The sequence below is a fragment of the Halococcus salifodinae DSM 8989 genome (assembly GCF_000336935.1).
In the GTDB taxonomy this organism is placed as follows: Archaea; Halobacteriota; Halobacteria; order Halobacteriales; family Halococcaceae; genus Halococcus; species Halococcus salifodinae.
This window is the reverse complement of the sequence record NZ_AOME01000080.1, coordinates 36585-55658: the sequence shown is the minus strand read 5'-3', so window position 1 is coordinate 55658 and position 19074 is coordinate 36585. Positions and strand designations below refer to the sequence as shown.

Annotated in this window: 20 protein-coding genes; 17 read left to right on the top strand and 3 right to left on the bottom strand. The window is 65.9% G+C overall.

The genetic code is table 11. The features are described 5' to 3' along the window. The first annotated feature begins 56 nt into the window (after positions 1 to 56). Positions 57 to 383 carry a hypothetical protein gene (locus C450_RS22185; protein WP_161606978.1) on the top strand — a complete coding sequence of 109 codons (327 nt, stop codon included), beginning with the start codon at positions 57 to 59 and terminating at the stop codon, positions 381 to 383. On the opposite strand, the gene C450_RS18210 is transcribed toward C450_RS22185, so the two are convergent. Next, positions 367 to 1221 (bottom strand): DUF2182 domain-containing protein, encoded by an 855-nt coding sequence (locus C450_RS18210; protein WP_005045996.1) that lies wholly within the window; start codon positions 1219 to 1221, stop codon positions 367 to 369. The two genes, C450_RS22185 and C450_RS18210, sit on opposite strands and share 17 nt — an antisense overlap. A 51-nt stretch (positions 1222 to 1272) precedes the next feature. Further along, a complete protein-coding gene (locus C450_RS18205) occupies positions 1273 to 1476 on the bottom strand; it encodes a heavy-metal-associated domain-containing protein (RefSeq protein ID WP_005045993.1) in 204 nt (67 codons plus the stop codon). A gap of 583 nt (positions 1477 to 2059) precedes the next feature. Here C450_RS18205 and C450_RS18195 point away from each other — a divergent pair. From C450_RS18195 to C450_RS18115, 15 genes are all read left to right on the top strand, one after another. Then, on the top strand, positions 2060 to 2617 hold the full coding sequence (locus C450_RS18195) for a hypothetical protein (RefSeq protein ID WP_005045989.1): 558 nt from the start codon (positions 2060 to 2062) through the stop codon (positions 2615 to 2617). A 184-nt stretch (positions 2618 to 2801) separates the two neighbouring features. After that, positions 2802 to 3050, top strand: coding sequence for a hypothetical protein (locus C450_RS18190; RefSeq protein ID WP_005045986.1), 249 nt, complete (start codon positions 2802 to 2804; stop codon positions 3048 to 3050). Between the two features lie 591 nt (positions 3051 to 3641). Continuing rightward, positions 3642 to 4712, top strand: coding sequence for a TIGR00341 family protein (locus C450_RS18180; RefSeq protein ID WP_005045983.1), 1071 nt, complete (start codon positions 3642 to 3644; stop codon positions 4710 to 4712). Between the two features lie 2 nt (positions 4713 to 4714). After that, a complete protein-coding gene (locus tag C450_RS18175) occupies positions 4715 to 5941 on the top strand; it encodes a hypothetical protein (protein WP_005045981.1) in 1227 nt (408 codons plus the stop codon). 15 nt (positions 5942 to 5956) lie between these two features. After that, a complete protein-coding gene (locus C450_RS18170; RefSeq protein WP_005045980.1) occupies positions 5957 to 6955 on the top strand; it encodes a hypothetical protein in 999 nt (332 codons plus the stop codon). Between the two features lie 346 nt (positions 6956 to 7301). After that, positions 7302 to 8753, top strand: a complete 1452-nt coding sequence (locus tag C450_RS18160) for a permease (protein WP_005045977.1) — start codon at positions 7302 to 7304, stop codon at positions 8751 to 8753. A 268-nt stretch (positions 8754 to 9021) separates the two neighbouring features. Further along, positions 9022 to 10437, top strand: coding sequence for a hypothetical protein (locus C450_RS18155; protein WP_005045975.1), 1416 nt, complete (start codon positions 9022 to 9024; stop codon positions 10435 to 10437). 12 nt (positions 10438 to 10449) lie between these two features. Beyond that, positions 10450 to 12084 carry a cbb3-type cytochrome c oxidase subunit I gene (locus tag C450_RS18150; RefSeq protein WP_005045973.1) on the top strand — a complete coding sequence of 545 codons (1635 nt, stop codon included), beginning with the start codon at positions 10450 to 10452 and terminating at the stop codon, positions 12082 to 12084. Next, a complete protein-coding gene (locus C450_RS18145; protein ID WP_005045971.1) occupies positions 12068 to 12541 on the top strand; it encodes a PadR family transcriptional regulator in 474 nt (157 codons plus the stop codon). Before C450_RS18150 ends, C450_RS18145 begins: the two co-directional genes overlap by 17 nt. Positions 12542 to 12558: 17 nt before the next feature. Further along, entirely contained in the window at positions 12559 to 12879 is a 321-nt protein-coding gene (locus C450_RS18140) for a hypothetical protein (RefSeq protein WP_005045969.1), read from the top strand. Then, positions 12876 to 13226 (top strand): hypothetical protein, encoded by a 351-nt coding sequence (locus tag C450_RS18135; protein ID WP_005045965.1) that lies wholly within the window; start codon positions 12876 to 12878, stop codon positions 13224 to 13226. The genes C450_RS18140 and C450_RS18135 overlap by 4 nt, the downstream gene beginning before the upstream one ends. Positions 13227 to 13269: 43 nt before the next feature. Further along, a complete protein-coding gene (locus C450_RS18130) occupies positions 13270 to 14184 on the top strand; it encodes a hypothetical protein (protein WP_005045963.1) in 915 nt (304 codons plus the stop codon). A 94-nt stretch (positions 14185 to 14278) separates the two neighbouring features. Next, positions 14279 to 14593, top strand: coding sequence for a hypothetical protein (locus C450_RS18125; protein ID WP_005045961.1), 315 nt, complete (start codon positions 14279 to 14281; stop codon positions 14591 to 14593). 86 nt (positions 14594 to 14679) lie between these two features. Next, a complete protein-coding gene (locus C450_RS18120) occupies positions 14680 to 15501 on the top strand; it encodes an ion transporter (RefSeq protein WP_049910412.1) in 822 nt (273 codons plus the stop codon). A gap of 181 nt (positions 15502 to 15682) precedes the next feature. Then, on the top strand, positions 15683 to 15898 hold the full coding sequence (locus C450_RS18115) for a heavy-metal-associated domain-containing protein (RefSeq protein ID WP_005045957.1): 216 nt from the start codon (positions 15683 to 15685) through the stop codon (positions 15896 to 15898). Between the two features lie 80 nt (positions 15899 to 15978). Here the strand turns inward: C450_RS18115 and C450_RS18110 are convergent, their stop codons facing one another. After that, a complete protein-coding gene (locus C450_RS18110) occupies positions 15979 to 17445 on the bottom strand; it encodes an MATE family efflux transporter (RefSeq protein ID WP_005045956.1) in 1467 nt (488 codons plus the stop codon). Positions 17446 to 17625: 180 nt separating this feature from the next. Here C450_RS18110 and C450_RS18105 point away from each other — a divergent pair, with 180 nt between their 5' ends. Then, entirely contained in the window at positions 17626 to 19038 is a 1413-nt protein-coding gene (locus C450_RS18105) for an ATP-binding protein (RefSeq protein WP_005045954.1), read from the top strand. Positions 19039 to 19074 lie beyond the last annotated feature (36 nt).

The following is a 19074-nucleotide window of genomic DNA, read 5'->3' as shown; positions in this document are numbered from 1 at the left end:
CCGACGGGACGGTAGCCAGCGTCTTGTCCCTTCGGGTTCGCCACCGCAGGCTCGGTGTGTCCGACATCGGGCCGCTACCCACGAACGCTGCTCGTAGCAGCGCCGTTTCGGCAGTCGGGGAAGCGATCGCCAGCGAAGCGGAGGGACGGCTGATGCTATCGGTTGCAACAGCGATCGAACGCGCGAAACTCGTGGCAAGCAAGCGCGCCGGTGACCACCGCGAGACCGACGTTCAGCGTCACTACGCCGAACGCGTCGCCCGACAGCAGATAGCCGACCGCAGCGAACCCGAACAGGACGAACAATCCAGTAGCGATCCCGCCCACCACAATCCGCACGATCGGTCGTTCGTGAATCCCGTTCATCTCACATCGACATGGTGAACGCGATCGGAAGATCCGGCTGGAGGACAAGCACACCCACTCCGGCCAGCAAGGCGACGATCCCCGTCGCGATCGCCAGCTCACGTCCCCAGTCGGGCAGGCGTTCGATGGTGGCAAGGCCGGTGAGTGCGACCATCCAGAAGAAGTTCATCTCGCCGAAAAACGGCATGAGCAGGAAGAAGGGGCCGAGACAGATCAACACGCAGCTGATCCCGTGATCGAACCCCTTCTTCAACGCCACCATGACGCCCTGACTGTGCGGGTCGATACGCGCACAGCACGCCCGAAGTCGACACCGCTTGAACGACGAGAGCTGGTACAGACCGGTGAGCACGAGCACGCCGCCGATGACGAGGTGGGTGTGTGCTTGCGTGAACCCGTAGATCCCACCCGGCAGTATCGCGTGGAACCCGAGCGGGATCACGCCGGAGAGCGCCCAGACGAGGTGATAGCTCGCGAGAAACGCCGTCACCGCCGTCGTCGCCCCGACCGCTGACCCCTGGTACGCAGCGGCGTACTCCCGAGTGAATCGGAGCATTGCGGGGTGCATCATCGCCCACATCATCACGCCCCACATCGAGACGTACCCCACGATCGCACCGAGCGTTCCGACGTGGAAAACACCGAGTTCCATCGCCCCCGGCGTAGCCATCGGGATGGCCTGCTCCATCAGCCACGTCATCCCCGGCATCGGGACGTTCCCGTTGTACAGCATGACCCACCAGAGCACGTCGAGGCCGATCATGGCGACCACGGTCGTGGTCGTGCGGTCGAAATCGATCTCGAACTGGCCGACGCCGTTCTTCACCCTGTCCGCGATTTCGGTACTGACACTCATGATTGGATAGTGAACGAACTGCTGATTCCTGTTCGAACAGCGCGGCTCCGGCTACTCCGCGACGCTGTAGCCGTGCTCGGCGATCGCCTGCCGAACGCGGTCTTCCATCCCCGACTCGCCGCGCGCGACGAGCGTGTTCGTTGGCGAGTCAGTCTCGACGGTCGCGATGCCTTGCAAGCTGGTAACCCCTTCTCGGAGCATGTTTTCACAGCCTCGGCAGTTCATATCGGCTACTTGGAAGGTGTATTCCACCATGCGCGTTCGGCGAGAGGTCTACCAACAACTTAACGGGACGACACGTTGTGGAAAGTTCGTCTATCGTTCTACAGCGACGATCGCGGATTCCGAGCACCGTTCGGGACACGATCGAAACCCGATCTCGTCGGCGCTGACGTGTCGGCGGCTCCAACCCACGATCGTAGGTGTGCTCGAAAATTCGACGAAGGGAACGCCGAGCGTCCTCGCTTGTGGCCCCCTCGATCACCCGCCAACGAACTGGTTTCGACCCGTGCGAACCGGCTGTTCGGTACGATTCTCCGGTAGACGACATCGACGAAACGTTTTTTGCCCGGAGTATTCTACGGATTTATCGCATGCCCGAGCCGGACGACGCGCTCCCGTCGGGGCGCGGATGACGTCCCACCGACCAGCACGGGGTCGTGCGTGGATTCATCGGGCGCACCACGGCGTTGCGAGGGAAATCAGACGAGCCATCGAGCGCGAACAATCACCGCGGCTCGATACAAGCTCAGGCCACGACTTTTCGCTGTGAACACGGCTGGGATACTGCGTCCCGCCGGGCTGCAGCGGTTTCTTTCGATCAGTAGTGAGTACAACCATGATTGGGGAAGACGCGTTTTGTCCGAAGACCGGGGCATCGCTTTCCGACGAGCAACAGTACGACGACCAGGGACGGCCACGGCGCGTCGTCACCGCCGACGAGCAGTCGCTGGCGTCCGCGACGGCAGGCGAGTTCACCACTGGCGCGGCTCGATCGTCGAAGGCCGCGCTGTTCAACCGGTTTCGACGGTGTCACGCCACCCATCACCCGACCGACGACGCGCTCTACCGGAAGGCGGCGCTCGCACTCGCGCGGCTCAAACGAACCGCCGAGGGCACCGAATCGTGGGACGTTCACGTCTGGTACGCCCTCCAAAAGCGGCTGGCTGCGGCCGGCTACGACGTCGACTGGATGCACGCCCACGCCGAACCGCGGTGTCCACACTGTCACGGCCGACTCCGCTACGAGGAGTACGCCGACGACGTGACCGCTCGCTGTGTGACCGACTGTGGCACCGGTATCGACCAACTGTCCGCAATCAGGGAAACGATCGCCGATCTGCACGCCCGTGCGTTCGACGAAGCCGTTGCGCCCGCCGACCTCCTCCAGTTTTGACGACCGTCAGCGCTCGCTTTCAGGCCTGCTCACGGCGCACACCCGCTGTTGACTCCGTCTTCGTGACGGCAGCGTTCGCCCGAAGCGCTCCCATCGCCTCGGCAGCCACGTGTCACGACACACAATTTCTCTAGTCTATGACTAGAAAAACCGAAGTTGTCGGCGGACGCGGTGGTAGCTACCGATGGGAATCCGCGAAACACCACCGGAAGACCTCGCCGAGCGCGAACTGTTCGCCGAATTCGTCGAACTCCTCGACGAGTCGGCCGAGTCGGAGGCGGGATACAGTGAGGCGCGACTCCGCGCCCGACGCGCGGATCTCCTCGCGGAGATCGGCGACCGGCTGGAGGCGCTCGAAGCCGCGAGATCGCTCATCGGCGGGACCGGACCCGAGCCCGAACCAGCGCCGCGACACGAACCCGAAGTCAACTGAGCGCCGCGATCGCACGCCGATCCGGTGGTCGGTAACGGGGAACAGTCGCCCCGACGAGCGACGACGGCAGCGCTCTCCGGCAGCACAGACTACCGTGCTGTACGATCTGGTGTCCTTTTCTCCGCCGGCGATCGATCGTCGGTCACGGAGCGACGCCGGACGACGCGCCCACGGCGGGCGTGGATGACCTCCGCGGCCGACAGCCTCGCAGCCGCCGGGTTTCGATCACAGCGGACCGCCGATCGACCGACGGTGCTGACCGAAGGCGAGGGTACTCGCGGACGTGACCCGACCGGCGTCCCGTTTCGTTATCGATGATCACGACGCTGCTCTTGGTATGCTGGTGGTATCGACGACGAACCGCTTGCGACCGCGACGACCACGAGAGCGATGTGCCGCCCGCCGTTCGATAGCGGCCATCGTTTCGACGTTCTCGACTGCTGGACTCATCACCGATAGCTCTCGCTGAAATGGAAACGACCCACCGATACGCTCGAACGGACGTCGACCGTCAACCGACGTCCCTGACAGGTTGGATCGCTATCGAACTCGTCTCGACGCATCGCCCGCAACGTGGAGGTGTGGGCTGAGATGGCCCGCAAGGACATGCGGCTGGTCGAGATCATCACGATGTCCGAAAGCACCCGCGAGACGGTGCTCGACGTGCTCGACGCGAACGATCTCGACTACACGGTCTCCGACCACACCGACGATCCTGATACGTCGGCAACGATCTCGTTCCCGCTGCCGTCACACACCGTCGAACCGATCCAGAACGAGCTCGCGGCGCTCGATCTCGGCGAGGACATGTACACCGTCGTGGTCGAGCCCGAGACGATCACCTCGGATCGACTGGGCGAGTCAGACGACCTCTACAAGCAGGTCGAAGGGCTCGGCCATCAGGGGATCTCACGGAGCGAGCTCCACTCGAAGGCGGCCGATCTCATCCCCGACCTCGTGATCTACTCGCTGATGACCGCGATCAGCGCGGTGGTCGCCACAGCGGGGGTGATGCTCGAATCGACTGCCGTGTTGGTCGGCTCGATGGTGATCGCACCGCTGATCGGGCCGCCGATGGCGACCAGCGTGGCGACGGTCATCGACGACCAGAAACTCTTTGCTCGGAGCCTGAAGTTCCAAGCGATCGGCGGGGTGGTGGCGATCGCCAGCGCGGTCGGATTTGCCCTCTTGATCCGCTCGACCCAGTTCATTCCCACGGGATTGAACGTCGATCGGGTGCTCCAGCTCAGCAACCACACCGCGCCGAGCTTCCTGCTAGTGGTGATCGCGCTGAGCGCGGGCTTTGCGGGCGCGATCAGCCTCTCGACCAGCGCGACCATCGGGCTCGTGGGGGTGATGATCGCCGCCGCCGTGATCCCGCCGCTCGGGGTCGTCGGCGTCGGGATCGCGTGGGGACGACCGACCGCCGTTCTCGGCTCCGCCGCCGTCGTCCTCCTCAACATCCTCTCGATCAACCTCGCCGCGATCATCTGCCTCTGGTATCTCGGCTACCACCCACAGAGCTGGTCGGAGCTCCGGAAAGCCCGGAGCACGATGCTGCGGCGGGTGATCGTGCTCGCGACCGCGGTGATCGTGCTCGCGACCTTCCTCGCGCATCTCGCGACCGGCACGCTAGCCGGCCTCGCCGGACTGCTCCTGTAACCATGACCGATGACACTGTGCCTGACGAAACCGACGACAGCGACGGCAACGAACCGACCGGCGACGCCGAACCAACCGATAACAACGAATCGATCGACACCGAACCGAGCGACGACAGCACCGACGGCGTCCTCGGGACCATCGTGCCGGCACTTCGGCCGGTGGTGGCGTTCGTCGTGCGGTTCGTCTGGATCGTCGGCCGGTTGCTGGTCGCCGGCGGCCGGATCGCGATCACGTATCTCACCGACCGCGAACGTCGAATCGGCGCACGGAGATGGCTCCTACTCGAAGGCAACCGCTGGGCGATCGTCGGCGGGCTCGTGGCGAGCGTGTTCGTCGTGGCGCTGATCGGTGGCCTCACCGACGTCGTTGGGATCGCCAAGGCGGGGTTCGTCACGAGCCTGTTCGGCGGGATCATCTCGGGGCTGTTCTCGTTCGTGCCGATAGTGGTCGCGGTCAACCAGCTCACGATCTCCGAACTGTTCGGCACGCCCGATCGGCTGCGCGAGCGCATCGAGAGCGTCCGGGCGTTCCGGGGGACGGTCGAGGAACGCCTTCCCGACGTAGCCGTGAGCCCGACCGATCCGGGGGCCTTCCTCGCGGTCGCCGCCCGGGTGCTGTCGCGGGAGGCGGAGTCGCTGCGCGAGGCAGGGGTCGAGAGCGGCGACGCGGGGTTGCGCGAACGGGTCGACGAGTACGTCGAGGGGGTGATCGGACAGGTCGAGCAGCTCACAGCCCGAGCCGACGAGGAAAACCTCCCACTCATCGACGTGTTGCTGCCGATGATGGGCGATGGCTACGCCGAGAACATCAACGCCGCGCGACGCATCCAGAGTGAGTCCGCCGACGCGCTCACTGCACGTGCGGACACCCTCCTCGACGATCTCCGCGAGATGTACCGTGGACTGTCGATTCTCAGACAGTACTACAAGGCGCTGTACATCCAACAGGAGCTCGCACGACTCTCGCGGCTCATCGTGTATTCCGGCCTCAGTGCGTTTCTGGTCTCGGCGTTCCTCATTCTGATCTTCGCCGACGGCGCACCGCCGAGCGGTCACGGTCCCGGGATGGTGGTGTTCGTGAGTATGGCGCTCGCGGTCGCGTTCGCCCCGTTCGCCGTGCTGTTCTCCTTTATCCTCCGGATCGCCACGATCGCGAAGCGCACGGCGTCGCCCGGCGCGTTCACGCCGCGCGGTGAGACGCCGGACTATCGCCAGGAGGAGTGGTGAGTCGGGGGTGTATCGATGACGCACGATGACTCGACCACGCCGACCCGGACGCGCCGCTGCTCCAGACGGAGCGTGCTCGCGTTCGCGGGGAGCGCGGTCACAGTTGGACTCGCTGGTTGTCTGACGGGCAACTCGACGGCGGCCCACGGCTGGCAGCGCGTCGACTCGCCGACCGGGAAGGCGCTCCACGACGTGGTGTTCTCGACTGAGGGCCCCGTCGCAGCCGGCGAGAGCGGCCGTGTGCTCGCCCGGAGCGACGACGACTGGGAGACTGTCGTCGAGAGCGGGCCGGGTGGAGCGAGCAACGGACTCACCGGCGCGGCCGTCACGAACGACGGCGAGCGCGTATGGGTGTGCGGCGACAGCGGCGCGGCGGGCTACTACGATGTCGCGGACGACGAACTGACCGACCGCTCGGCCCCGAAGGAGAAGACGAGTTCGTGGGCGGACGTCGCGGTCGTCGGCCAAGCTGGCGTTGAGCGAATCTCGCTTATCAATGGCTCCGGCGAACTCCTCGTTGGCCGCAACCAGCAGGGAACCATCCAGTGGAGCGAGGTCACGAAACCCACCGACGGCGACAGCGTCAACGCCATTACCATGCGGGGATCGACCGGCTATCTCTGTGACACCAACGGTAACGTCTCCCGAAAGCGATCCGACGGCGGGTGGCGCTCGATCGGAATCGACGACGTGAGTGCCGGTATTCACGACGTCGCGACCCTCGACGCCGACACCGTGACAGCCGTCGCCGACGACGGATCGATCTTCCTCTACAACGGGTTCAACTGGATCTCGGTCGCGTCGGTCGAGAACGCGCTCCACGCGGTCGATCGACGGGACGGCCGCGGAGCCGCGGTCGGCCCCGGCGGGACGGTCGTCACCGTCGACGGCAACGAGTGGTCGGCGGCCGATACATCCGTGTCGAAGACGCTTCACGGCGTCGCGCTCGGTACGGTCGAGTACTCCGACGTCGCCGTGGGGGCCGACGGTACGATCCTCGAGAACTTCCAGTGATGACGGCGGCCGAACCGATGGAACCGCGCGACCGATCGGTACCGTCGATCCCGAATAAACTCGATAGGACAGATAATCTCACAGAGGGAATGATTTATTACACCGTAGAATATACGGAAGCATGCACGCCCACCTGGGGTGACGCGTCCGGGAACCGGACGTGGATGAGCCCCGGGACGATGGCCAGTAGTTTCTACGGCGAGACGGAACCGCTTCGAGCGGGTTCGGCCCGTTCCTGTCGACTGATCCTCCCGAGCCTCGGGCGTGTTCAGGCCTCGGCCGAACCGCTGCGAACACCGAGACAACACCTCGACGACTTGGGACTCATCGAACCATAGCCACGATCATGTCAGTCACTGCTTCGTTCGCCGATGCGCTCCGCCTCGTCGCCCGGATGACCTGGGAGACGTGGTGGGCACTCGTGCTCGGGTTCACCCTCTCGGGCGTAGTCGAGGTGTTCGTGAGCGAGGAGCGGATGACCCGACTGCTCGGCGACGACGGCTGGCGCGAGGTCGCGCTCGGTTCGGCGTTCGGGGCGGCCTCGTCGAGCTGTTCGTACTCCGCGGCCGGGACGAGCAAATCGTTGTTCAAGAAGGGTGCGTCGGGCGTCGCGAGCCTCGGAGCTTTCCTGTTCGCGAGCACCGACCTCGTGATCGAGCTCGGGCTCGTGATGTGGGTCCTGCTGGGCTGGGAGTTCGTGGTCGGCGAGTATCTCGGCGGCGTGATCGCGATCTGCGTGCTCGCCGTGATCTTCCGAAACGTCGTCCCCCAGCGCTGGTTCGACGCCGCGCGCGAGCATCTCCACGACGTCGAGGAGACGAGTTGCGACGCCTGCGGGATGGAGGCCGATCCGACCGACGAGGAGACGATCGCCGCCGAAACCACCGGCGGAACGAAGTACTTCTGCTGTGGTGGCTGTCGGCGTGCCTACGAGAGCCAGCACGGCGAGACGGGAGGTTCAGCAGTCTCGTGGACCGAGAAGTTGTTCACCGTCGACGGCTGGGACGCCGCCTGTAAGAAGACGGTGAAGGACTGGGAGATGCTCTGGGAGGACATCGCGTTCGGGTTCGTTCTCGCGGGGCTGATCGGCGCGTTCGTCCCCGAGGCGTGGTGGGCGGCGCTGTTCGGTGCCGAGACCGGGCTTCAACCCGTGGTGTTCGACACGGTGATCGCGGTCGTCATCGGCGTGGTGACGTTCATGTGCTCGGTCGGCAACGTGCCGTTCGCGCTCGTGCTCTGGACCAACGGACTCCCGTTCGGGAGCGTGCTCGCGTTCATCTACGCCGACCTCATCATCCCGCCGCTGGTGCGGACCTACCGGCGGTACTACGGGGCGCGGATGGCCGCCGTGCTGTTCGCCTCGCTGTTCGTCGCGGCGGTCGTCGCGGGCGTGGCCGCTCACTACCTCCTCGGCGGGCTCGGACTCGTCCCGCCACGAACCGAGGTCGGCGGCACGCTCTCGGGCGGGTACACCACGACGCTGAATCTCGTGCTCACCCCGGTGTTCCTCGCGCAGGTGTACGTCACCTACGGTCCCGAACGGATGGCGAGGGCAGTCCGTGGGCTCCCCCGAACCGCGTGGCGCGGGTTCGAGACGGTACTCGACGCGACCGATCTCCTCGTGCAGACGGCCGGCGCGTTTCTCGCCGACCTCGGCGACGCGGGCCGGACGCTCGGTGCGGGCGTGCGTTCGATCGGCGCGGGGATCGTGACCATCGGCGGCGCGTTCCGGATGGCGCTCGGAGCCGTGCGCGCCGCCTGCTCGACACTCTACACGGAGGGGCGAAACCTCCGGTAGGACGACGTTCGCCGACCGATCTGCAGCCGGACGTACCGAACACCGACCACCCACTTCACCGACACACGACAATGACGAACGACACTGAATACCCATCGCTTGCACAGCTCCGCGAAACCGTTCACGACGCAATCGAACGTCTCAGGGACGCGTTCGAGCAACCCGACTGATCGCCGGACGTTCCTGACGACCTCACGATCGCGAACGGTACTTCGACCATCGCGACCGATTCTCACAGAATGCTCTCTCACTCCCGCACGAACCACCGATGACGAGCGACAGTACCACCGCACCCCGGACCGACGCCAGCGTTTTCGAGGGAAACGTGGCTGGCGACGCTGCGGCGTCGGTGGCAGTCGTCGCGTTCAACGTTGCACTCTACACCGCGATCCGATACGCCCCGGAGTACCTCCGACTGCTCGGCAACGGACCGATCGTCATCGGTCTGTTCGGGAGTAGCGCAACCCTGCTCGCGGTGACCGTCCCCCGTCTCGGCTCGGTGGCCGAGCAGCTGGGTTCGAGCGCGGCCCCCGTCGTGGGGGCTCTCGCCTCGCTCGGGGTGGTCTGCTGGCTGGTCGCGCCGCAGCTCGGCCCGACTGACGGTCTGCGCTCCGTGGCGCTGGTGTTCGTCGGCCTCGCGCTGATCGAGTCGTGGCAGGCCGTCGGGCCGGAGACCGCCGCCACGATCGGCGTGGTTCCACAGCGGATCCGTGATCGCGTCCCGCAGGTGATTCGCCACGCGCGGACGCCACGGTACGTCGCGCTGCTCGCCGGCCTGCCGATCGCCGTCGGCTTTCTGACCCTGATCTCGCCAGCGATCACGGCGATCCAGGTCGTGCTCGGCCTCGCGGCCGCGATCGGACTGACGACGACCGTGCTCCTCGCGGTGCTCGACGAGGACGAGATTCCGGCTGCGAGCGCGAATTCGACGACGGAGAACGGTCGCTCCGACGGTGTGACCGACGGCGAGACGGCGGACGACGAAACGATGGAAGACGGATGGATCGCTATCCGTGACGAGCCGATCCGATCCGCGCTCGATTCGCTGCGCTCGCTGCCGCGATCGGTCCGCCAGCCCCTCGTCGGCGACGCGCTCGTGGAGTTCGCGGTCGGGATGGTCTCGGTGTTTCTTGTGATCACCGTCACGAGCGTGCTCAAAATCGACGTCACGCTGTTCGGCCACCGGCTCCGGCCCGACGCGTTCTTCAGTGTGTGTCTGATCGCCGAGATGAGCGTCGCACTCGTTGCCACCGGACCGCTGACGCGGCTCACCAGTCGAATCGGCCGCGAGCGCGTCGTCGCCGGCACTCTCCTCGTCGGAGCGTTGTTTCCGATCGCGCTGGTCAGCGCGCCCGCGAACGCGGCCATCGTCGCCGGTCTGTTCGCGGCGTTCGGGCTGTATCGTGCAGGTCTCCCGACCCGCCATGCGTTCGTCGATTCGATCACAACGGGGGATGACACGACGACGGAGACTGGCGCCGCGAACGACATCTCGGACGATCGTCGCGGCTACCGAACGGTACGGGCCGCGTTGCGCGTTCCGAGCGCTCTCGTCGGTGGCGTGCTGTACGCCGTGAGCCCGACGCTCGCGTTCGGTCTCGCGACGGTCGTCGGCGCGGTCGGCGTCCGTGAACTCCTCGTGGGCGTGACGCGACTCGGTGGCGAATCCACCGACACCGGATAACGAGCGTTCAGTATGGCAGGACCACCCACCGACCGAACGACCGACGACCGCGAGAAACTTCGCGGTGCGCTCAGGTGGGTTACCACCGTCGATCACGAGGATATCGGGCTGCTGTATCTCGTTTTCGGGACCACAGCCGGGCTGCTCGGTGGCTTCGACGCGATGTTGCTCAGAACCGGGCTCCTCACCCCGTCGGCCGACGTCTGGGGGCCCGAGACCTACAACGAGCTGTTCACCACCCACGGCCTGACGATGCTCTTTCTCTTCGCGACCCCGGTCGCCTTTGGACTGGCGAACTACGTGGTGCCGTCGCTGATCGGCGCTGACGACATGGCGTTCCCGCGGGTCAACGCGACCGCGTTCTGGCTGCTCCCCGCGGCGTTCGTCCTCATGCGCGCCGGCATCGTCGCCGATCTGCTCGGCATCGCCGACATTCACCCACCGGCGACCGGCTGGACGCTCTACCCGCCGCTGTCGCGACGCGCCCCGAACGTCGATCTCGATCTCGTGTTGCTCGGGCTCCACTTGAGCGGCGTCAGCACGCTCCTGAGTGCGGGCAACTTCGTCGTGACGATCGTCACCGAGCGCGCCGATTTGGTCGGGTGGCACAGGCTGGACATCTTTTCGTGGACGGTGCTCACCACGAGCGGGCTCGTCCTGTTCGCGTTTCCGGTGCTCGGGAGCGCGGTCGTCATGTTGCTGCTCGATCGCAACCTCGGGACGACCTTCTTCGCGGTCGAAGCGGGCGGCCCGCTCCTCTGGCAGCATCTGTTCTGGTTCTTCGGCCATCCCGAGGTGTACATCCTCGCGCTCCCGCCGATGGGCCTGCTCAGCCACATCATCCCGAAGTTCACCGGGCGGAAGCTGTTCGGTTTCCAGTTCGTGGTCTACTCGACGCTGGCGATCGGGGTGCTCGCCTTCGGTGTGTGGGCTCATCACATGTTCACGACCGGGATCGATCCCCGGCTCCGAGCGAGCTTCATGGCGGTCTCGCTCGCGATCGCGCTGCCGAGCGCGGTCAAGACGTTCAACTGGATCGCCACCATGTGGGGCGGCACGATCCGATTGACCGCACCGATGCTGTTCTGTGTCGGCGCGATCGGGAACTTCATCATCGGCGGCGTCACCGGTGTGTTCCTGGCTTCGGTGCCCGTCGATCTGCTGTATCACGGCACGTACTACGTCGTCGGTCACTTCCACTTCGTGCTCGTCGGGATGGTGGTGTTCGCGCTGTTCGCGGCGTGTTATTACTGGTTCCCGCTCCTGACGGGCCGGCTGTTCGATCCCGGCCTCGCCCGTGCGCATTTCTGGCTGACGACGATCGGGGTGGTGATCGCTTTCCTCGCCATGCTGGTCGCCGGGATGGGCGGGCTGCCGCGACGGATGGCGTCCTATCCTGTCCGGTTCGCCACCACCCAGCAGCTCGCCACTCTCGGGGCGTACCTGATCGGGTTCGGTCAGGTGCTCTGGCTGTGGAATATATTGGTTTCGTGGCGCACAGGACGAATCGTCGAGACCGCCGACATCTGGAACCTGAAGGCAAGCGGGGCGTTCACCCGGGAGTGGCAGCGGTTCGAGCAGCGTCTGGAAGAGGCCGAATCCCGTCCCGATTCGGCGGCGACAACTGCGGATGACAAGCGTGCGTAGCAGCGATTCCACCGTGTTCGGTAGCCAGGCCGACCGCCGGGTTCGAGTCCCGGTCGCGGCGTCGACGGCGCGAGCCGTCGTGATTGCCATGTCCGTGTACGACACCACCAGCGATACCGACGAACCGGCACCCGACCTTCCGGACGAACCACAGCCCCTCGCCGAACTGACGGGGTTCCAGCGCGACGTGCTGTTCGTCGTCGTCAGCCTCGACGGGACGAATCCGAATGGCGTGGAGATCAAGCGCGAGCTCCGCGAGGCATACGACGAGGAGATCAACCACGGTCGGCTCTACCAGAACCTCCGCGAACTCGTCGACGAGGGCCTGGTCGAGAAGCGTCCGGTCGACGGGCGGACGAACGCCTACCGCGCGAGCGCGGCGGCACGGGAGTACCTCGAAGCCCACACCGCGTGGAGCGAGTGGTGTCTTCTCGATGGCCCTGGTGAGGCAGCCTGAACTGGGGGCCAACGATCATGAGCAGTAACCACACCGATCCGAGCCACGAAGGAAGAACGGACGCGGGCGCGGGGACGAGTGGATCGCCCGACATCACGTGTGACGACGGCCTGTTGGCCGACCTGAACGACCTGCTTGCCGGCAATCTCGAAGCCACCGTCGGCGAGCACGGCACGGAGGACTTCTACGAGCTGTACGTCCTCCCCGATCCCGACCCCGAGAGCCAGGTCCACCTCGTCATGCTGCTCTCGGCCGATGGCGAGCTGTTCCACGCCGCCACGTTCGACGTCGACGACCTCGAAACGACCACGGCGCACACGAAGCTCCTCGACCGATGATCGCCGGACTCCTCGGTGCGCTGGTGAACCTCGTCGTCGGGGTCCTCGTTGGCGGGCTCACGATCTACGTCGGTGTCCCGCTGGGGGCAGGGGGGGCGACGCCCACCGGCGAAGAGTCGTTCGCCACCGCAGCGGTCGGCGCGGTGCTCGCCGTCGTCGTGGCGCTGCTGTTCGGCTGGATCCCCCTCCTGGGAGCGATCCTGCCGGCCGCGGCGTGGGTCGGCGTCGTCGGCCACCGGACCGATGCGCGCCCCCCGACAGCGGTCGGGGTCGGCGTCGTCGCGTGGGCGATCGCACTCGTGATGACGAACGGCCTCTCCGTCCTCCTGCTCGGCGGGTTTCAGTGAGACTGGTGGCGCTGCTCCCGACCCACACCGATTACTGCACACCATGACCGAAACGACGAATCACAGGGACCGCACCGAGTGGCGAGCGATCGATTCACCGACCGACAAGACGCTTCTCGGCGTCGTCGAAACCGTCCGCGGCCCGTACGCGGTCGGCGAGGACGGGGTAGTTCTCGCACGCGACGAGGCTGGATGGACGACGGTGATCGGGGCCGGGCCAGCGACCAAGCGCAACCGGCTCACCTGCGCCGCGGTCACGCCCGACCGCGAGCGGTGCTGGTTCGCGGGCGACAGCGGCGCGCTCGGGATGTACGACACCACCTCCGGCCGGAAGTACGACTACACCGCCCCGATGGAGAAGACGAGCACGTGGGAGGCGATCGCGGTCGCCGGCACACCCGACGACGAGCGCCTCTGCGTCGCGAACGGGTCGGGGGAACTGCTCCCGATCGGGTTCGACGACCGCGGCTGTCCGCAGTACGGTGCAGTCACCGAACCCGGTGGTGGCTCGACGATCGCCACACTTGCTGCCGACGCGACTGCCTGCTACGCCGCCGACACCAGCGGTGGCGTCTTCGCAACCGCCGACGAGGAGTGGGCCCAGATCGGGATCGACTGCGCGCAGGTCAACTTCTACGGAATGTGCACCGCGGACGGGACACTGCTCGTCGGCGGCGGTGACGGCATGCTCTATCGCTACGACCGCGCGTGCGGCAACTGGACACCGCTCTCGGTCGGCGAGGCGGCGATTCACGGCCTCGCCAGCGACGAACACGCTGCGAGCCACGATGACGGAACGCGCGCAGTTGCGGTGGGCGAGAGTGGAGCGGTCATCGAACGAACGCCCGGCCGAGGCTGGCGCGGCATCGACTCCCCGACTGAATCCGACCTCTGGGGGATCGCGCTCGGAGCCACCGACGTCGCGGTCGGCGAGGACGGAACGATCATCGAACGCTGAACACGACACATGCACGAACCAAACACATCCGGACGGTCCGAGAGCGACGACGCACGATCGAACGGCGGCCGATCATCGGTTTTGGAGGCGGCCGGTGAGTGAAGAGGTCGCGCTGAACCTCCTCCAGCTGGTGGCGCTGACGATCCCGCCGATCGCGGTCCTGATCCAGATGCTCCGGCGCTCGGAGAACCTCGGATGGCGGATGCGGAAGTGGAGCTTCGGGTTGGCGATCACGAGCGTCGTCGCGTTCATCGGGGCCGGAATCAGCGTGCTGGTGTACTTCATCCGGTATGCGAACGTCCCGGCACTCCTCGGGGCCGGACTGGGATTGGCCGTGCTCGGGTTGGTCCCGTTCGCCCTGTTCACGGGCATCCTCTATCAGGATCACAAGGAGGAGTTCGGTCCGTAACACCCGTTTCGAGACCACGAGAATGCATCGGGCGTAACCGAAAACACGCAGCGACGTCGACGTTTGCCGAGCTTTCAGTCTCATCGATGTTACGTCACCTTCGAGCGCGGTATCGAGACGCAAAGCGCTCGACACATCTCCTGTTGACGGTCGGCAAGGGAGGACCGGCCGCACAGGCCGTCGACTGGCTGATCGCGGGGCTCATCGTCTGCAACGTCGTCGCCGTCGTCTGTGGTACGGTCGATCCGCTGTTCACCCGCTACCAGGCCGTTTTCTATACCTTCGAACTGGTCTCGGTCGGCGTGTTCACCGCCGAGTACGTCCTCCGAGTCTGGTCCGCGACGGCGACCGAGAAGGACGACCATCCGGTTTTCGGCCGCCTGCGATTCATGACGCGGCCCGCGGTCGTGATCGACTTGCTCGCCGTCGCACCCTTCTATCTCGGCACCGTCGTGTTCGTCTCGGACCTCCGGGTGCTCCGCGCGCTCAGGCTCTTCCGGTTCCTCCGGCTGTTCAAGCTCGCGCGATACTCACGGTCGGTGGCGCGGTTCGAACGGGTGGTGAAGCGGAAAACCGGCGATCTGATCGTCGCGATCGCCGGGACGAGTCTCCTCCTCACGCTGGCATCGAGCCTGATGTACTTCGTCGAGCACGACGCCCAGCCCGAGGCGTTTTCGAGCATTCCGGCGGCGCTGTGGTGGGGCGTCGTGACCCTGACGACGGTCGGCTACGGCGATGTCTACCCCGTGACGCCGCTCGGGAAACTCCTCGGCGCGACGGTCGCGGTGCTCGGCACCGGCCTCGTCGCGCTCCCCGCCAGTATCCTCGCTTCGGGGTTCATCGCGGACGACGCCGACACCGATCCCGGCCCTGACCAGTGCCCCCACTGCGGTCACGATCTCGATTGAATCTACCTGGAACCGTCGTCACCCTCCGAAGGGATCATCCAAAAACGACGGAACGCCGGCGAAGCACCGGTCGAAACGCGCGGCTGAACCGTCGACCGACCATCGTCGACGTGTGATCGGTCCGATCCATTTTTTCTCAGATTGTTGGTAGCTTAAGCCGCCTCCGTGGGTATCACAGACTATGCGTCACCGAATCGACGTCGACGGGATGACGTGTGCGGGATGTGAAGCGATCGTCGAAGACAAGGTGGGCGCGGTCGGCGACGTCACGGACGTGACAGCCGATCACGAGACGGGCGTGGTCGCGTTCGCCACGCCACACCCGACGACCGGAAGCTACGTTGAGCAGGTCGTCGCCGATCTCGGATACGAGGTGATCGATCACACGGCCGACTGATCGTCGATGGCTGCAGTTACACGCCGTGAACTTTCGATCACCGAGTACAGAATGCGAGCACTGCCACGAGTACCCAGTCGTCAGTCACTGCCGGCACCGACGCCGGAGCGTGCCGCGATCGTCTTCCACTTCCCGGTCCAGAACCGGAACAGGTTGACGCCCGCGCGGAGGTAGAGATCCGCGAGCATCGCGACGTAGACGGCAACGAGGCCGAGGCCGAGACCAGGCGCGAACGACACACCAACGACGGTGATGGTGAGCGTCGTCGGGAGTGCGAGCGCCGCGATCGGCAGACGAACCAGGGTGCCGAGCAGCGTCCCGTAGAGCGGCCAGCGGGTGTCGCCCGCGCCGCGGAGCCCGCCCCGCATCGTCCGTGAGACGCTGAACGCGATCACGCCGAGCCCGAACACCCGAATGAATTCTACTGTGAGACCGGGCGTGTCGGTCGCGAACAGCAGTGCGATCGGGCGCGCGAACAGTACGAGCACGCCCGCGATCAGGAGCTGTGTCGGCAGCGCGATCCGGAGGGTCTGCCAGGCGTAGTCGTTCGCTTCCTCTGCGTCGCCAGCGCCGACGTGCTGGCCCACGAGCGTGCTCGATGCGGTGGAGTAGCCCCACGCCGGCATCATCGCGAGCAGCATGACCCGCCGCGCGATCGCGTACGCGGCGACCACGCCCGTGCCGAGGCTCGCGAGAACGAACAGGAACGGGAATCTCCCAAAGGTCCGGATCAGCTGGAGGCCGGCGAGCGGGTAGCCGACCCGGATCACTTCCCGAGCGATGTCGGTCGACCACTGCGTGCCCCCGAGCCGCAGCCGAACGGAGTAGCGCCCGGAAGTAAGCAGTACGAAGAAGATCACCCCCGCAAGGACGTTCGCGATCGTCGTACCCCACGCCGCGCCGGCGACGCCGAGCGCGGGGAACACGCTGACCCCGAAGATGAGGACGGCGTTCAGGACGATGTTGACCGGGATCGTGAGCAGGCGCACGTACATCGGGGTGCGGGTGTCGCCTGCGCCCTGGAGCGCCCGCGCGGCGATCATGCTCCAGAACCGGAAGGAGACCGAGAGCATCACGATCCGGAGGTACGTGCCGCCGAGGGCGATCGTCTGTGGGGCATCGGTGAGCAGGCCGACCATCGCCTCGGCCTCGAACCACGTCACGAGCGTGAGCGGGATCGTGACCGAAAGCGCGAGCCAGAGCGACTGTTTGATGGCGAGGTTCGCTCGCGCGTCCTCGCCGGCCCCGACGAACCGCGAGACGACGCTGATCGTCCCACTCGAAAGCCCGAGCGCGAGCCCGAAGCCGATGAAGTAGTACTGAAAGCCGAGTTCGAGCCCGGCGACCGCCGCGCTTCCGAGCGCGAGGCTCACCATGAAGAAGTCCGTGACTCGGAGCAGCGTCCGAAATCCCCCTGAGACCATCACCGGGACAGCGAGATCGAACGCTTCGGTCCCTTTCTCGCGGTCGACGAGGCCGAGCCGCGCCAGCAACGCAGGGAAGTGGAGCACGGCAGCGTACAGCCGATCTCGTAGTGCTCCGAGCATTTCGAGAGGATATCTCCTTGCGAATCGCTAACTGGCCAGTCAGTATGAACGCTGCGGAACCCCACGTCCCACGCCGCTACGGCGAGTCGATCCCGACGTGTGTCGGCCTCGGCAGACCGGCGTGGTGGCGCGCCGTCGACACAGGATCTTTATCGTGGTGGCGTGAACCAATCCTCACGAATGGCCCAAGAGGAGCGCGAACAGCGTATCGTCGTGACCGAGGACGGCAGGGCGCTCCCGACCGTCGAAATCCTCACGGGGCGCGGATTTGTCACTGGGAAATCGGGAAGCGGAAAGTCGAACACCGCGAGCGTGATCACCGAGCAGCTGCTCACGGACGGGTACAACCTCCTGATCGTCGACACCGAGGGCGAGTACTACGGGCTGAAGGAACGGTTCGAGGTGCTCCACGTCGGTGCCGACGAGTTCTGTGACGTCGAGGTCGCGCCCGACGACGCCGAATCGATCGCCGAGGCCGCCCTCGTCGAGAACGTGCCCGTGATCCTCGACGTATCGGGCTACTTCGACGGCGAAGAGGCCGAAACGCTGATCCACGACGTGGTTGCCCACCTCTTTCGAAAGGAGAAACGCGAGCGCAAGCCGTTCTTGCTCCTGATCGAGGAGATGCAGGAGTACCTCCCGCAGTCCGGCGGCGGCACCGATCTCGCGAAACTCCTGAAACGGATCGGCAAGCGCGGCCGGAAGCGCGGGTTCGGCATCTGCGGGATGTCACAGCGCCCCTCGTCGGTCGACAAGGACTTCATCACCCAGTGTGACTGGCTGGTCTGGCACCGTTTGACGTGGAAGAACGACGTCTCGATCGCGGGTGACGTGCTCGGCTCGGAACGCGCCGACATGATTCAGGACTTCGACGCGGGCGAGGGGTTCCTCCTCACGGACTGGGACGATGCGGTTGATCGCGTCCGATTCCGGCGGAAAGCCACCCACGACGCGGGCGCGACGCCGGGTCTCGATTCGTACGACTCGCCGGCCGGAAGCGGCGCGGCCGACGCACTCCGCTCGGATGGATCGCCGCTCGACACCGACCCCGAGTCGGCACACGTCGATCCGGAGCACGACGCACCGAACCGTGCCGATTCGGACTGGGGGGCCGAGTCGGCGGCAGGCGAGCAGGCGACGGTGACGTCGAACACCGATCTCGACGAGGCGGTGGACGCCGCGTCACCCGATCTCGACGGCGACCGAGCGCTCGACAACATGGACTCGACCGAGCTCGAAGCCGCGGTCGAGCGAGAGCAACAGCGGAATCGTGCGCTCGAAAACGAAGTCGCCGAGCTTCGAGCTACTCAAGCCGACCACCCCGCAGCCAGCGACGCTAATGACGATCCCACCGGCAGGGACACCGGATCGCGGGCTAGACGCGTGATCGATATCCCGAACGACATCGTGTCGTCGCCGCGCCAGCGTCCGACGCCGCCGACCCCGCCGGCTACCGCGGAGGACCACACCGGCGTCGGCGAAGTCATCGCCGAAGTCGGCGATCTCTCGCTGTTCTTGCTTCGGTCGCTCGGCTATCGCCTCCGGCTGGGATCGTACCTGCTCCGTCGGCGACTCGCTGGCGACGATCGGTAAGCGAGCGATTCGCTGCCGACCGTGAACGCGTCTGTT

Bases quoted from the DNA above. Each gene is read 5' to 3' on its own strand.
- C450_RS18210 (WP_005045996.1), bottom strand. From the start codon at position 1,221: ATGAGTGTCAGTACCGAAATCGCGGACAGGGTGAAGAACGGCGTCGGC.
- C450_RS18205 (WP_005045993.1), bottom strand. From the start codon at position 1,476: ATGGTGGAATACACCTTCCAAGTAGCCGATATGAACTGCCGAGGCTGT.
- C450_RS18195 (WP_005045989.1), top strand. From the start codon at position 2,060: ATGATTGGGGAAGACGCGTTTTGTCCGAAGACCGGGGCATCGCTTTCC.
- C450_RS18190 (WP_005045986.1), top strand. From the start codon at position 2,802: ATGGGAATCCGCGAAACACCACCGGAAGACCTCGCCGAGCGCGAACTG.
- C450_RS18180 (WP_005045983.1), top strand. From the start codon at position 3,642: ATGGCCCGCAAGGACATGCGGCTGGTCGAGATCATCACGATGTCCGAA.
- C450_RS18175 (WP_005045981.1), top strand. From the start codon at position 4,715: ATGACCGATGACACTGTGCCTGACGAAACCGACGACAGCGACGGCAAC.
- C450_RS18170 (WP_005045980.1), top strand. From the start codon at position 5,957: ATGACGCACGATGACTCGACCACGCCGACCCGGACGCGCCGCTGCTCC.
- C450_RS18160 (WP_005045977.1), top strand. From the start codon at position 7,302: ATGTCAGTCACTGCTTCGTTCGCCGATGCGCTCCGCCTCGTCGCCCGG.
- C450_RS18155 (WP_005045975.1), top strand. From the start codon at position 9,022: ATGACGAGCGACAGTACCACCGCACCCCGGACCGACGCCAGCGTTTTC.
- C450_RS18150 (WP_005045973.1), top strand. From the start codon at position 10,450: ATGGCAGGACCACCCACCGACCGAACGACCGACGACCGCGAGAAACTT.
- C450_RS18145 (WP_005045971.1), top strand. From the start codon at position 12,068: ATGACAAGCGTGCGTAGCAGCGATTCCACCGTGTTCGGTAGCCAGGCC.
- C450_RS18140 (WP_005045969.1), top strand. From the start codon at position 12,559: ATGAGCAGTAACCACACCGATCCGAGCCACGAAGGAAGAACGGACGCG.
- C450_RS18135 (WP_005045965.1), top strand. From the start codon at position 12,876: ATGATCGCCGGACTCCTCGGTGCGCTGGTGAACCTCGTCGTCGGGGTC.
- C450_RS18130 (WP_005045963.1), top strand. From the start codon at position 13,270: ATGACCGAAACGACGAATCACAGGGACCGCACCGAGTGGCGAGCGATC.
- C450_RS18120 (WP_049910412.1), top strand. From the start codon at position 14,680: ATGTTACGTCACCTTCGAGCGCGGTATCGAGACGCAAAGCGCTCGACA.
- C450_RS18115 (WP_005045957.1), top strand. From the start codon at position 15,683: ATGCGTCACCGAATCGACGTCGACGGGATGACGTGTGCGGGATGTGAA.
- C450_RS18110 (WP_005045956.1), bottom strand. From the start codon at position 17,445: ATGCTCGGAGCACTACGAGATCGGCTGTACGCTGCCGTGCTCCACTTC.
- C450_RS18105 (WP_005045954.1), top strand. From the start codon at position 17,626: ATGGCCCAAGAGGAGCGCGAACAGCGTATCGTCGTGACCGAGGACGGC.